Annotated in this window: 14 protein-coding genes; 7 read left to right on the plus strand and 7 right to left on the minus strand. The window is 64.8% G+C overall.

What is annotated here, in order from left to right; genetic code table 11:
• Nucleotides 1-59 precede the first annotated feature (59 nt).
• Together HSDC_RS10145 and thiS are read right to left on the minus strand one after the other, a co-directional pair.
• Nucleotides 60-857, minus strand: a complete 798-nt coding sequence (locus tag HSDC_RS10145; RefSeq protein WP_064699836.1) for a thiazole synthase — start codon at nt 855-857, stop codon at nt 60-62.
• Nucleotides 858-1,008: 151 nt separating this feature from the next.
• On the minus strand, nt 1,009-1,209 hold the full coding sequence (gene thiS, locus HSDC_RS10150; protein WP_064699837.1) for a sulfur carrier protein ThiS: 201 nt from the start codon (nt 1,207-1,209) through the stop codon (nt 1,009-1,011).
• Between the two features lie 101 nt (nt 1,210-1,310).
• Between thiS and HSDC_RS10155 the strand changes: the two genes are divergently transcribed.
• On the plus strand, nt 1,311-1,694 hold the full coding sequence (locus HSDC_RS10155) for a DUF423 domain-containing protein (protein ID WP_064700003.1): 384 nt from the start codon (nt 1,311-1,313) through the stop codon (nt 1,692-1,694).
• A 17-nt stretch (nt 1,695-1,711) separates the two neighbouring features.
• On the opposite strand, the gene HSDC_RS10160 is transcribed toward HSDC_RS10155, so the two are convergent.
• Together HSDC_RS10160 and HSDC_RS10165 are read right to left on the minus strand one after the other, a co-directional pair.
• Nucleotides 1,712-2,125, minus strand: coding sequence for a PaaI family thioesterase (locus HSDC_RS10160; protein WP_064699838.1), 414 nt, complete (start codon nt 2,123-2,125; stop codon nt 1,712-1,714).
• A 102-nt stretch (nt 2,126-2,227) separates the two neighbouring features.
• Nucleotides 2,228-4,402, minus strand: coding sequence for a malate synthase G (locus tag HSDC_RS10165; protein ID WP_064699839.1), 2,175 nt, complete (start codon nt 4,400-4,402; stop codon nt 2,228-2,230).
• A gap of 239 nt (nt 4,403-4,641) precedes the next feature.
• Between HSDC_RS10165 and HSDC_RS10170 the strand changes: the two genes are divergently transcribed.
• On the plus strand, nt 4,642-5,622 hold the full coding sequence (locus HSDC_RS10170; RefSeq protein WP_064699840.1) for an alpha/beta hydrolase: 981 nt from the start codon (nt 4,642-4,644) through the stop codon (nt 5,620-5,622).
• Nucleotides 5,619-6,104: a hypothetical protein gene (locus HSDC_RS10175; RefSeq protein ID WP_244534481.1), complete on the plus strand. Its 486-nt coding sequence runs from the start codon at nt 5,619-5,621 to the stop codon at nt 6,102-6,104. The genes HSDC_RS10170 and HSDC_RS10175 overlap by 4 nt, the downstream gene beginning before the upstream one ends.
• A gap of 137 nt (nt 6,105-6,241) precedes the next feature.
• On the opposite strand, the gene HSDC_RS10180 is transcribed toward HSDC_RS10175, so the two are convergent.
• Nucleotides 6,242-7,747: a YifB family Mg chelatase-like AAA ATPase gene (locus tag HSDC_RS10180; protein WP_064700004.1), complete on the minus strand. Its 1,506-nt coding sequence runs from the start codon at nt 7,745-7,747 to the stop codon at nt 6,242-6,244.
• A 93-nt stretch (nt 7,748-7,840) separates the two neighbouring features.
• The gene (locus HSDC_RS10185; RefSeq protein ID WP_064699842.1) at nt 7,841-8,185 is read right to left on the minus strand and encodes an accessory factor UbiK family protein; all 345 of its coding nucleotides are present in this window, start codon (nt 8,183-8,185) and stop codon (nt 7,841-7,843) included.
• 294 nt (nt 8,186-8,479) lie between these two features.
• Here HSDC_RS10185 and HSDC_RS10190 point away from each other — a divergent pair, with 294 nt between their 5' ends.
• The 3 genes from HSDC_RS10190 to glnK all read left to right on the plus strand — a co-directional run bounded on the left by HSDC_RS10190 (nt 8,480) and on the right by glnK (nt 10,594).
• The gene (locus HSDC_RS10190) at nt 8,480-8,818 is read left to right on the plus strand and encodes a P-II family nitrogen regulator (protein ID WP_013330858.1); all 339 of its coding nucleotides are present in this window, start codon (nt 8,480-8,482) and stop codon (nt 8,816-8,818) included.
• Nucleotides 8,819-8,863: 45 nt separating this feature from the next.
• A complete protein-coding gene (locus tag HSDC_RS10195; RefSeq protein ID WP_064699843.1) occupies nt 8,864-10,105 on the plus strand; it encodes an ammonium transporter in 1,242 nt (413 codons plus the stop codon).
• A 150-nt stretch (nt 10,106-10,255) separates the two neighbouring features.
• Nucleotides 10,256-10,594 (plus strand): P-II family nitrogen regulator, encoded by a 339-nt coding sequence (gene glnK / locus HSDC_RS10200; RefSeq protein ID WP_064699844.1) that lies wholly within the window; start codon nt 10,256-10,258, stop codon nt 10,592-10,594.
• Nucleotides 10,595-10,760: 166 nt separating this feature from the next.
• On the opposite strand, the gene HSDC_RS10205 is transcribed toward glnK, so the two are convergent.
• A complete protein-coding gene (locus HSDC_RS10205) occupies nt 10,761-11,537 on the minus strand; it encodes a ferredoxin--NADP reductase (protein ID WP_064699845.1) in 777 nt (258 codons plus the stop codon).
• A 145-nt stretch (nt 11,538-11,682) separates the two neighbouring features.
• Between HSDC_RS10205 and HSDC_RS10210 the strand changes: the two genes are divergently transcribed.
• Nucleotides 11,683-12,609: a LysR family transcriptional regulator gene (locus HSDC_RS10210; protein WP_064699846.1), complete on the plus strand. Its 927-nt coding sequence runs from the start codon at nt 11,683-11,685 to the stop codon at nt 12,607-12,609.
• The last annotated feature ends 4 nt before the right edge of the window (nt 12,610-12,613 follow it).

Raw genomic sequence — 12,613 nt, forward strand, 5'->3', positions numbered from 1 at the left:
TAGGTCGAAAAGCGGCATCGGAAAACCGAGCCGGCAAACAGGATCAGGATCGCGTCGGTTCAGGCGTTGATACGGCCCGCCATGGGCGACGATGCCTCGGCTTCCCGGCGACGCGGCATGCGGCCAGCCAGGAAGGCCTCGCGCCCGGCGCTGACCGCCTGTCGCATGGCACTGGCCATCAGCACCGGCTGCCGGGCATGGGCGATGGCGGAGTTCATCAGCACGCCGTCGCACCCCAGCTCCATGGCCTGGGCCGCTTCGGAGGCGGTACCGATACCGGCATCGATCAGCACCGGCACATTGGCCTGCTCGATGATCAAGCGAATGTTGTAGGGATTCTGGATGCCATGACCGGAGCCGATCAGCGAGCCGAGCGGCATCACCGCACAGCACCCCAGGCGCTCGAGCTCGCGGGCGACGATAGGATCGTCACTGGTGTAGACCATCACATCGAAACCATCGTTGACCAGCGTCTCGGCGGCGGCGAGGGTCTCCACGACATTGGGGTAGAGCGTCGATTCATCGCCCAGCACCTCGAGCTTGACCAGGTTGTGACCATCCAGTAGCTCCCGGGCCAGGCGGCAGGTACGCACCGCATCCTGGGCGGTGAAGCAACCGGCCGTGTTGGGCAGCAGGGTATAGCGCTCCGGGGAGACCACATCGAGCAGGTTGGGCGCCGATGCATCCTGCCCCAGATTGGTGCGGCGAACCGCGAAGGTCACCACTTCGGCCCCGCTGGCGGTGATCGCCGCACCGGCCTCGTCGAAATCGCGATACTTGCCGGTGCCCACCAGCAGTCGGGAACGGAATTCACGGCCGGCGACCCGCAAGGGCGTGTCCTGGATGAAATCGGTCATGCGTGTCTTTCTCCTATGGCGCAGGGACAGCGCTGATGTGTATTGCCAGTGAAGATGGGGTACACCAGTACATGAGGATGTTGACCGGGCTCGCGCACGAGTGCCGCTGGCAGCCTGGAGTTCGCTCGCCGCACGGAAGCCGTCTTACCCCTCAGCCTCCGCCGATGGCATGGACGATCTCCACTCGATCCCCATCCGCCAGACGCGTATCACCGTGGATACTCTTCGGCACGATCTCCTCGTTGACCTCCACGGCAATACGGCGACCGGTCAGGCCGAGGGTATCGACCAGCTGGGCCACCGACATCTCGCTGTCCAGATGTTTCGCTTCGCCATTGAGATGGATCTGCATGGCATCCTCTTGCATCTTTGGCTATGGCTGTAGCAGGCCCCTATTGTAGCGCCTCAGCCTCGTGGCGGGTACGGTAAGGCGTCATCGATGGAGGATCCATGATGCATGACCGACCCTGGTGGTTGACAACGGCGCTGTCCGGCGCCCTGATGGTGATGATCGGCGCCCTGGGCGCCCATGTCCTGGCGGCGGAGCTGACGCCCCGCCTGATGGCTGCCTTCGAGACCGGCGTGCGCTACCAGGCCTGGCACACCCTGGCGATGCTTGGCGTGCTGGCCTGGCGAGCGACCTTGCCCTTGCCCGGTCAACGCCTGGTGCTGGCCCTCTGGGCGGCCGGTATGCTGCTGTTCTGCGGGTCGCTTTACGGTCTGGCACTCTCCGGTATGGACTGGCTCGGGCCACTCACCCCGATGGGAGGCCTGCTGCTGATACTCGGCTGGCTGACGCTGGCCGGCGTCGTGCTGCGAAACCGCTCGAAAGCCTGACCCCCGGGCGGTGCGCCTCAGTCACTGTCGGGCAGTGCATAGGTTGCCGTCACCAGTGCCACCGGCGCCTCGTCCCCAGCGGAGAACAACTGTACCTCGCCGACGGCCAGGCGACGGCCCAGCTTGAAGATTCGCGCATTGGCAATGAGGTCACGGTCACCTCGGGCCCGCCTCAGGAAGCGACAATGCAGGTCACTGGTGACCGCCATCGGCTCCGGCCCGATCTGCGCCAGGATCGCCACGTAGAGACAGACATCGGCCAGCCCCATCATGGTCGGCCCGGAGACACAGGCTCCGGGCCGCAGGTGCTCGTCCTCGATGGCCAGACTCATGGTGGCGCGCATCTCATCGACACCCTCGATGGTGCCGGCCCGTTGTGGAAAGACCTCATCGAGAAACTCCTCGATGGCGGTGGCGGACATCACGGTCATGGGGCTCTCCCTGCGACGGTTGCTCGAGCATTGGCCCCAAGATAGCCCAGCTACCGGCAACGAGCACCAGGATATCCCGCCAACCGCACGGCCCGCCGCCGGTCAGGCTCCCTTGTGGACCGCACGCCAGTGGTGCAACAGCGGCTCCGTATAGCCGGCAGGCTGCTCGAGCCCCTTGAAGATCAGATCGGAGGCGGCCTGGAAGGCGTGGGAGGCCGAGAAGTCGGCACTCATCGCCGTATAGGATGGATCGCCAGCATTCTGCTCGTCGACGACCTTGGCCATGCGCTCCAGGGTATCCCGCACCCGCGCCTCATCCACCACGCCATGGTGCAGCCAGTTGGCCACGTGCTGGCTGGAAATCCGCAGGGTCGCGCGATCCTCCATCAGCCCGACATCATGAATGTCCGGCACCTTGGAGCAGCCCACACCGTGCTCGACCCAGCGCACCACATAGCCAAGAATGCCCTGACAGTTGTTATCGAGCTCCTGCTGGATCTCGGCGTCGCTCCACGCCGGGTGCTCGGCCACTGGTACGGTCAGCAGCTCGTCCAGGCAATCGGGTTCCCCCTGGGCCTCGAGTTCGCGCTGCACCTCGGCCACGCTGACCTGGTGATAATGCAAGGCATGCAGGGTAGCCGCCGTGGGAGATGGCACCCAGGCGGTGTTGGCACCGGCCTTGGGATGGCCGATCTTCTGCTCGAGCATCGCCGCCATCAGATCCGGCATCGCCCACATGCCCTTGCCGATCTGCGCATGGCCGCGCAGCCCGCAGGCCAAGCCGGTCTGGACGTTGCTCCGCTCGTAGGCGCCGATCCAGGCGCTGTTCTTCATGTCACCCTTGCGGATCATCGGACCGGCCTCCATGGTGGAGTGCATCTCGTCGCCGGTACGATCGAGGAAACCGGTGTTGATGAACACCACGCGCGAAGCTGCCTCGGCGATACACGCCTTGAGGTTCACCGAGGTCCGGCGCTCCTCGTCCATGATGCCCATCTTCAGGGTATCGCGGGTCATGCCCAACAGGTCCTCGACGCGCGCGAAGAGCGTATCGGCAAAGGCCACTTCCTTCGGGCCGTGCATCTTGGGCTTGACGATGTACACCGATCCTTCGCGGGAATTGCGCGGCTCTCCCTCGCCCTTCGCGAGGTCGTGCAGGGCGATCAGGCTGGTGACGACAGCGTCGAGAATGCCCTCCGGCAATTCATTGCCATCGGCATCGAGTACCGCCGGTGTGGTCATGAGATGGCCGACATTACGAACGAACAGCAATGAGCGTCCCGGCAGGGTCACGTCGCCACCCGCGGGATTGCGCCAAGTACGATCATCATTGAGACGACGCGTGAAGGTCTTGCCCCCCTTGTCGATCTGGGCCTCCAGGTCGCCCTTCATCAGGCCCAGCCAGTTGGCATAGACCTCGACCTTGTCTTCGGCGTCCACCGCCGCCACGGAGTCCTCGCAATCCATGATGGAAGTCAGCGCCGCCTCGACGACCACGTCCTTGACGCCGGCGGGATCGGTCTTGCCGATGGGGTGGCCGGCATCGATCTGGATCTCCAGATGCAGGTCGTGATTGACCAGCAGGACCGCGTCGGGCGCCTCGGCCTCGCCCTGGTAGCCCACCAGCTTGCCGGGTTCCTTGAGACCGGTCTCGCGGCCGCCCTCCAGGGTCACGACGAGATGGCCATCGCGCAGCGCATACTTGACCGCCTCACCATGGGAACCGGTCGCCAGGGGCGCGGCACGATCCAGCACGCCCCGGGCATAGGCAATGACTTTCTCGGCCCGTTTGGGGTTGAAGCTCTCACCGCGCTCGGCGCCATCCTCATCGGCGATGGCATCGGTGCCGTACAGGGCATCGTACAGGCTTCCCCAGCGCGCATTGGCGGCGTTCAGGGCATAGCGGGCATTGTTGACCGGCACCACCAACTGCGGCCCCGCCTGCACGGCGATTTCGCGATCGACATTGGCCGTGGTGACCTCGACATTCGCCGGCGCCTGGGCCAGATAACCGATCTCCTCGAGAAAGGTACGATAAGCCGCCATGTCACGCACCGGCCCTGAATGCTCGCGGTGCCAGGCATCGAGTTCGGCCTGCAGGCGGTCACGTTCGGCGAGTAGTTCGCGGTTCTTCGGTGTCAGATCATGAAAGAGGGCATCCACGCCGGTCCAGAAGGCCTCGGGATCGACACCGGTTCCCGGCAGGGCCCGTTCGTTGATGAAACGGTCCAGCTCGGCGGCCACTTGAAGGCGATGGCGGGTAATGCGTTGGGTCATGGGTCGTTCTCCTGATGCGTGGCAGCTCGGCGCCCCCTGGCACCGATCGGCCGGACAGCGAAGGGTGACTGCTCCTGAATAATTTTGTGGAAAATTATTCCACATGTAAAGCCAAGGAAGGCGCACCTCGTCTCGATATCGACCAAATGACGAGACGTGGCCAGCGCTTTTCCCTCGATAACATGACTGGCTCCGCCGCTGCCATGACGCTAGCATGGGCGAGTACAGCAGAGGATGCGATGAGCGACTTCACTCCCTTACAGGCACTTGGCCCCATTGCACCGGCCGAGCAAGCCGGCCAGGCGCTGGAATGCTACCTGGACCATTATGGCCTGAGTCCGTTGCTCGCCGAGACGACGGACCTTCACGTCGGCTACGTAGATACCCACGGCTTCCGGCTGTGGACCCAGGTCTGGACCCCGCGGGAGCCCATCGGCACGGTCTGGGTCGTGCACGGCTACTATGACCATCTGGGACTCTACCGCCACCTGCTCGAATGCCTGCTGGAGCGCAATTGGCGTGTCGTGCTGTGGGACCTGCCCGGACATGGTCTCTCCAGCGGCCCCCGCGCCTCCATCGGCGATTTCGACGAGTACGGCGCCTGCCTGAGCGACCTGTGCCGAGAACTCGAGTCCCGCGGCCTGGCCGCCCCTCCCCGAGTCGGTGTCGGCCAGAGTACCGGAGCGGCAATACTGGCCACCGATGCCCTGGCGCGAGGCGACGACGGCCACTGGCAGGGCGTGGCCCTGCTGGCCCCGCTGGTCCGACCCTGGGGCTGGTCGCAATCCAGCTGGCTGCACCGACTGGTGGGCCCCTTCGTACGCTCGGTGCCACGCCGCTTCCGCGCCAACTCCACCGACAGCGACTTCGCTACCTTCCTGCGCGAAGGCGATCCATTGCAACCGGACCGCCTGGCCATGGAATGGGTCGATGCCATGCGCCGCTGGATGCCCCGACTGCTGGCCCTTCCTCCCAACCGCGTGCCCACCCTCATCCTGCAGGGCGAGCAGGATTCGACCGTGGACTGGGAATGGAATCTCGACGTGCTCGACCGCAAGTTTCCCAATGCTGAAATCTGCCGACACCCCGAGGCCCGGCACCACCTGGTCAACGAAGCCGAACCGATACGCCGCACGCTGTTCGCGGACCTGGCGCGCTTTCTCGCCGACCTGGAGGAAGGCTTCGAGGCTCAGCCCCCCGAAAGGCGCCGATGTTCATGAACGCTCGCACACTGATCTGCCTGGCACTGTTGCTCGTCCTCGCCGGCTGCACCGCCGCCCCGGAACGCCCCAAGACCGTTCGGCAGGCGCTGCTCGGGCTCGGCGAGCGCGCCGCCGAGCAGGTAGCCGCCTCGCCGGCCCTGCCCAAGCCCACCACCGATCAGGTGCTCCTGCTGGCCATGCCGAAGGTCGACCCCGACCTGGGCCTCTCCGACGAGCGACTGATGGAAAGCCTGACCCGCGCCCTGCTGGGGCTCGACGATAGTCCTCAGGTACTCGACTGGCGACCCGCTCTGGGCGATGGCGCAGGCGACAATCAATGGCGCCTGGAAAGCCGTCTGAATGCCTCGGCCCCGCGACTGCAACTCTCCGACCGGGAGTTGCTGCCCTACCGCTTGACCCTGACCCTGCGACGCCCCGGCGGCGAGCAGCCGCTCTGGCAGGCCCATATCGACGGCGCCCTCGACGCCACGGCGCTATGAGCCAACGATTTCACGGCCGTTGGGGCAACTCACCGACGGGAAGACTTCCCCACGTCAGCGGGGCCGCGCCTTCATCACCCCGCAAATCGGCGAGTCACTGACACGCCTCTCGGTGATCAGAGGCGGCATCGTCCAGGTCAGCCGCCCTTGAGCAACCGATCGAGCTGACGATAGCCGATGGCCTCGATCAGGTGTTCGCGGGCCGGCTGCGGGGCGCCGGCCAGATCGGCGAGGGTCAGCGCCACCCGCAGCACTCGATGGAAGGCGCGAGCCGAGAGTTGCAGCCGCTCCAGCACTTCGGCCAGCCAGGCACGGTCCTCGCCGCCCAGCGCGCAAGCGGCCTCCAGGTCGGGTCCCGCCAGGTGGGCATTGAGCGCCCCTCTCGCCCACTGGCGCTCGCGTGCCGCCAGAACCCGCTCGCGCACCGCTGCCGAATCCTCGCCCGGCTCCCGCGAGGTCAACTGCTCCGCCGGCAGGGCCGGCACTTCCACCTGCAGGTCAATGCGATCCAGCAGCGGCCCCGAAAGCCGTGCCTGATAGCGCTGGATCTGAGCGGCCGTGCAATGGCAGGCCTGGCGCGGATCGCCGAGATGACCGCAGGGGCAAGGGTTCATCGCCGCCACTAGCTGAAAGCGCGCTGGATAGCGACGCTCATGGTTGGCCCGAGCGATGTGGATCTGTCCGGATTCCATCGGCTCGCGCATCACTTCCAGCACGTGCCGCGAGAACTCGGGCAGTTCATCGAGAAACAACACGCCATGGTGCGCCAGGGAGATCTCCCCCGGCTTGGGGCGAGACCCCCCGCCGACCAGCGCCACGGCACTCGCGGTATGGTGTGGCGCCCGAAAGGGACGACGCCCCCACTGCTCGGCCAGCGGCAGGCCACTGACCGAGCGTATCGCCGCCACTTCCAGGGCTTCGTCCTCGCCGAGCGGCGGCAGGATGCCGGGCAGGCGGCTGGCCAGCATGGTCTTGCCGGTACCGGGCGGGCCGGCGAACAGCAGGTTGTGCCCACCCGCCGCGGCGACTTCCAGAGCTCGACGCGCCTGGTGCTGGCCCCTGACCTCACGCAGATCTGGCTCCGCCGCGTCACGGCGTGGCGGCGTTCGCAGCCGGTGGGCAGTAATGGGTTCCTGTCCGAGCAGATGGGCCACCACCTCCAGCAAGTGCTCGGCGGGCAGGACTTCCAGATCGCCGGCCAGGGCCGCCTCGTCGGCGTTGGCTCGGGGCACGATCAAGCGACGCCCCGCTTGCCGGGTGGCCATGGCCAGCGGCAGCACACCGCTCGCCGGGCGCAGACCACCGTCCAGCGCCAACTCCCCCACGCACTCCACATCCGCCAGAGCCTCAGGGGGAATCTGACCGGACGCAACCAGCAGTCCCAGCGCAATGGGCAGATCAAAACGCCCACCGTCCTTGGGCAGGTCGGCGGGCGCTAGATTCAGGGTAATACGCCGCAGCGGAAACTCGAAGCCGGCATTGACCAGGGCGCTGCGCACCCGTTCCCGGCTTTCCTTGACGGCTGCCTCCGGCAGCCCGACCAGCGTAATGCCCGGCAGGCCGTTGGCCAGGTGTACCTCGACAAGCACCTCGGGTGCCTCCAGGCCAAGGCCCGCCCGGGTGCGAATGATCGCCAGTGTCATCGGCATTCCCTCGCGCCACTGTTGTTGCTCGGTGCGACATCCTTGTCGCGCCTTCTTCAGGCTAGACCAGAGGCACAGGGCACGCCCAGGGTTTCATCGTCCGGTTTCGCCGGCGCCGGCGTCCGCCTCGAGAGAGTCGATGTCCGCCGCAGCCTCGCGGACTTCTTCGGCATCTTCGTCGGTGGCAGCCGCCGGTGTGTCCAGGGCATCTTCCAGGGCGGCGACCTGCTTCTCCAGCGCCTCGACCCGCCCTCGCGTGCGCTGCAGGACATCCATCAGGATGTCGAAATCCTCACGCGAAACAAGTTCGAGGCGGTCAAAGGCGCCTTTCACGACCTGCTGCACGCCTTTCTGTACCTCTTCCGGGGCCTGGGAGGCGCCTTGCAGGCGCTCACCGATCTGCTGGGCCAAGCGGCTGATACGGTCCTGGCTGACCATACTGCTTCTCCTGAATGGATGGTGGGGAAAACCTTCTGACAGGATACGCAAGGCGTCCTTTCACCGCATTCCTCTCGTCCGCCACCTTATGGGGCATTGCGCCGCCACCCAGGCACCAATCCAGTGCATGGACCTTCTCCGTACTGCACGCGGCGCGTTCAGCAACACCTCGCGCTTTTCACAGACTCATGAAAAATCAGGATTATCCCGTCACCTGGCACGATTCGCGCTTCATCAGAACAACGATGCACCGCGTGGCAACGTGCCGCGCCCACCGAACAAGGGAGTACCGGGATGAAGCTGATCACCGCCGTTATCAAGCCCTTCAAGCTCGACGACGTCCGCGAGGCGCTCGCCGACAACGGCGTTCAAGGCATCACTGTCACCGAAGTCAAGGGCTTCGGTCGCCAGAAAGGCCACACCGAACTCTATCGCGGCGCCGAGTACGTCGTCGACTTCTTGCCCAAGGTCAAGGTCGAGGTCGCCGTGGACGACGACCGCCTGGATACCGTGCTGGACGCCATCTGCAATGCCGCCAACAGCGGCAAGATCGGCGACGGCAAGGTCTTCGTGACCCCGCTGGAAGACGTCATCCGCATCCGCACCGGCGAGCGTGGCGCCGACGCCGTCTGATCGCCGACCGCCTTCCTGCCTGTTCCCGATACGGAGACATTCGTCATGACAGAGCTCGCTTACGCGCTCGACACCTTCTACTTCCTGGTCTGCGGTGCCCTGGTGATGTGGATGGCCGCCGGTTTCTCGATGCTCGAGGCCGGCCTGGTCCGCTCCAAGAACACCGCCGAGATCCTGACCAAGAACATCGCCCTGTTCGCCATCGCCTGCACCATGTACCTGTTGGTCGGCTACTACCTCATGTACTCCAGCAGTGCCGGCGGCGTCCTGCCCAGCCTGGGCTTCCTGCTGGGGGGCGAGAATTCCGTGGACGCAGTGCTGGCCGGCGGTGACGACGCCCCCTACTACTCCGCCCGCGCCGATTTCTTCTTCCAGGTCGTGTTCGTGGCCACCGCCATGTCGATCGTCTCCGGCGCGGTCGCCGAGCGCATGAAGCTGTGGGCCTTCCTGATCTTCGCCGTGATCCTGACCGGCTTCATCTATCCGGTATCCGGTTACTGGACCTGGGGCGGCGGCTGGCTGGCCGAGATCGGTTTCTCCGACTATGCCGGCTCCGGCATCGTGCACCTGGCCGGCGCCTCCGCCGCCCTGGCCGGTGTGCTGGTCCTCGGCCCCCGCAAGGGCAAGTACGGCAAGGACGGCACCATCTACGCCATTCCGGGCGCCAACATGCCGCTGGCGACACTGGGTACCTTCATCCTGTGGCTGGGCTGGTTCGGCTTCAACGGCGGTTCCGAGCTGAAGGTGTCCGACGTGACCTCCGCCAACAATATGGCCCAGGTCCTGGTCAACACCAACGCGGCCGCCGCCGGTGGCGTGATCGCCGCCTTGATCCTGGCCAAGGCCTGGTTCCGCAAGGCCGACCTTACCATGGCTCTGAACGGCGCCATCGCCGGCTTGGTCTCCATTACCGCCGACCCGCTGTCGCCCAGCGCCCTGGGCGCTACCCTGATCGGCGGTTTCGGTGGCCTGCTGGTCGTTGTCTCCATCGTCTGCCTCGACAAGCTGAAGCTCGACGATCCGGTCGGTGCGATTTCCGCTCACGGCGTGGTCGGCATCTGGGGCGTCCTGGCCGTTCCGTTGTCCAACGGCAGCGCCAGCTTCGGCGCCCAGATCATCGGCATCTTCGGCATCTTCGCCTGGGTGTTCGTGGCCAGCCTGATCGTCTGGCTGATCCTCAAGACCGTCATGGGCATCCGGGTCAGCGAGGAAGAAGAATACGAAGGCGTCGACCTGACCGAATGCGGCCTCGAAGCCTATCCCGAGTTCAATGTCGCCAAGACATGAGGCGATCCCGAGTGAGCTGGCGTGCTCCTGCTGGCCCCCGCAAGGGGGCCTTTTTTATTCTATTCGCTGCGGGTGTATGCTCTGTCACAATGAGGCCAGCAAGGACGGCGTGCGTCGCCGTCGGCACACGAACCATGCGAGGACAAGACCATGAAACTGGTGACCGCCATCATCAAGCCGTTCAAGCTCGACGACGTACGTGAATCGCTCTCCGAGATCGGCGTCCAGGGCATCACCGTCACCGAGGTCAAGGGCTTCGGCCGCCAGAAGGGCCACACCGAGCTCTATCGCGGTGCCGAATACGTGGTCGACTTCCTGCCCAAGGTCAAGCTCGAGGTCGCGGTGGACGACGACATGACCGAACAGGTCATCGACGCCATCACCCAGGTGGCCAATACCGGCAAGATTGGCGACGGCAAGATCTTCGTCACGCCGCTCGAACAGGTCATCCGCATCCGTACCGGCGAGACCGACAAGGACGCGGTGTAATCTCAGGAAGGAAAGAGGAAAGCCAGACTCAACCTCACTACCGTGAGTTCTTAGGGTTTTCTTCCCTCTTTCAGCGGTGCAGCCGCGTTCTTCAGACTTCCAGCCCGGACAACGTCCGGGCATTTTTCCAACTCACGGCTCACAGCTCCCGGCGAAGCCGGGTGGCTTACTTCTCGACGAAGGCCCGTTCGATGACGTAATCGCCCGGGTCGCCCATGCGCGGCGAGATGTTGAAACCCAGCTCGTCGAGCAGGGCACTGGTTTCGTCGAGCATCGCCGGACTGCCGCAGATCATGGCGCGATCCTGTTTCGGATCGATGGTCGGCAGGCCGGTATCCTCGAACAGTTTCCCCGTACGGATATGATCGGTCAGGCGACCGGTGGTGTGGAACTCTTCCCGCGTTACCGTCGGGTAGTAGACGAGCTTTTCGCTGATCTCCTCGCCCAGGTACTCGTGCGCGGGCAACTCCTTGGAAATGAAGTCGGCATAGGCAAGTTCACTGACGGTACGCACACCATGGACCAGCACGATCTTCTCGAAGCGCTCGTAGGCCTCGGGGTCCTGGATCAGGCTCATGAACGGCGCCAGCCCCGTGCCGGTGGACAGCAGGTAGAGGTTGCGGCCCGGCAGCAAGTCGTCAGTGACCAGCGTACCGGTGGGCTTGCGGCTGACCATGATCTTGTCGCCGACCTGAAGATGCTGGAGCCGCGAAGTCAAGGGACCGTCCGGCACCTTGATGCTGAAGAACTCGAGATGATCCTCGTAGTTGGGGCTGGCGACGGAGTAGGCGCGCATCAGCGGCTTGCCCTCCACCTCCAGGCCGATCATCACGAACTGGCCGTTCTTGAAGCGCAGGCTACGCTCGCGGGTGGTACGAAAGCTGAACAGCGTGTCGTTCCAGTGATGCACGCTGAGGACTTCTTCCTCGGCAAACTTGCTCATGTCGGCTCCTACATATTCCAGAAGCGCATATATGCGCCATTCACTCTTTGCAGCTGATTCTAAGGAAGGCCAGAATATCTGTTAAATGGATTGTATGGATAAAGCTTATCTATACTTTGAATAGAAATGCTCTGGAGCCAGCCGAATGCGCTATACCCTGCGTCAGCTCGAGGTCTTCGTGGCCGTGGCCCAGCACGAGAGTGTCTCCCGAGCCGCCCGAGCCCTGGCACTCTCCCAGTCGGCGGCCAGTACCGCCCTGGCCGAGCTCGAGCGACAGTTCGACTGTCGATTGCTGGACCGCATCGGCAAGCGGCTCAAGCTCAACGCGCTGGGCTTCCAACTGCTTCCCAAGGCCGTAGCGCTGCTCGACCGCGCCGAAGAGGTCGAGGAGTTGCTGCGCGGGCAGCAAGGCATCGGCACTCTGGACGTAGGGGCCACGCTGACCATCGGCAACTATCTGGCCACCTTGCTGATCAGCGACTTCATGCAGCGCCATCCCGGCAGTCGCGTCCGCCTGCAAGTCCGCAACACCCGCACCATCATCGAAGAGGTGCGCCAGCATGAGCTCGACCTGGGGCTGATCGAGGGTCAGTGCGAGGAGGACGATGTCATCACTCAGCCGTGGGTGGAGGACGAACTGGCGGTGTTCTGCTCACCGCGCCACCACTTGGCAAACCAGGGACCGGTGGAACTGGATCGCCTGCTGCGGGAGGCCTGGATCATGCGCGAGCAAGGCTCGGGTACTCGCCTGACGCTGGAACAAGCCGCTCGCCACCGCCGCGGGCGCTTCAACACCCTGCTGGAACTGGAACACACAGAGGGCATCAAGCGTGCCGTCGAATCGGGGCTGGGCATCGGCTGCGTCTCCAAGCTGGCCCTGCGCGACGCCTTCCGTCGTGGCAGCCTGGTTCAGATCCCGACGCCCGATCTGGACCTGAGTCGCCAGTTTGCCTTCATCTGGCACCGTCACAAGTACCTGGCCACCGGCATGCGGGAATTCCTCAAGCAGTGCCGACACATGACGGAGGGCATTCGCAGCAGCGACCAGATCGATCTGCCCTATTACTCCTGAGGCC

Source organism: Halomonas caseinilytica (genome assembly GCF_001662285.1).
GTDB lineage: Bacteria > Pseudomonadota > Gammaproteobacteria > Pseudomonadales > Halomonadaceae > Halomonas > Halomonas caseinilytica.

Bases quoted from the DNA above. Each gene is read 5' to 3' on its own strand.
- HSDC_RS10155 (WP_064700003.1), top strand. From the start codon at position 1,311: ATGCATGACCGACCCTGGTGGTTGACAACGGCGCTGTCCGGCGCCCTG.
- HSDC_RS10165 (WP_064699839.1), bottom strand. From the start codon at position 4,402: ATGACCCAACGCATTACCCGCCATCGCCTTCAAGTGGCCGCCGAGCTG.
- HSDC_RS10160 (WP_064699838.1), bottom strand. From the start codon at position 2,125: ATGACCGTGATGTCCGCCACCGCCATCGAGGAGTTTCTCGATGAGGTC.
- HSDC_RS10180 (WP_064700004.1), bottom strand. From the start codon at position 7,747: ATGACACTGGCGATCATTCGCACCCGGGCGGGCCTTGGCCTGGAGGCA.
- HSDC_RS10205 (WP_064699845.1), bottom strand. From the start codon at position 11,537: ATGAGCAAGTTTGCCGAGGAAGAAGTCCTCAGCGTGCATCACTGGAAC.
- glnK (WP_064699844.1), top strand. From the start codon at position 10,256: ATGAAACTGGTGACCGCCATCATCAAGCCGTTCAAGCTCGACGACGTA.
- HSDC_RS10170 (WP_064699840.1), top strand. From the start codon at position 4,642: ATGAGCGACTTCACTCCCTTACAGGCACTTGGCCCCATTGCACCGGCC.
- HSDC_RS10210 (WP_064699846.1), top strand. From the start codon at position 11,683: ATGCGCTATACCCTGCGTCAGCTCGAGGTCTTCGTGGCCGTGGCCCAG.
- thiS (WP_064699837.1), bottom strand. From the start codon at position 1,209: ATGCAGATCCATCTCAATGGCGAAGCGAAACATCTGGACAGCGAGATG.
- HSDC_RS10190 (WP_013330858.1), top strand. From the start codon at position 8,480: ATGAAGCTGATCACCGCCGTTATCAAGCCCTTCAAGCTCGACGACGTC.
- HSDC_RS10145 (WP_064699836.1), bottom strand. From the start codon at position 857: ATGACCGATTTCATCCAGGACACGCCCTTGCGGGTCGCCGGCCGTGAA.
- HSDC_RS10175 (WP_244534481.1), top strand. From the start codon at position 5,619: ATGAACGCTCGCACACTGATCTGCCTGGCACTGTTGCTCGTCCTCGCC.
- HSDC_RS10185 (WP_064699842.1), bottom strand. From the start codon at position 8,185: ATGGTCAGCCAGGACCGTATCAGCCGCTTGGCCCAGCAGATCGGTGAG.
- HSDC_RS10195 (WP_064699843.1), top strand. From the start codon at position 8,864: ATGACAGAGCTCGCTTACGCGCTCGACACCTTCTACTTCCTGGTCTGC.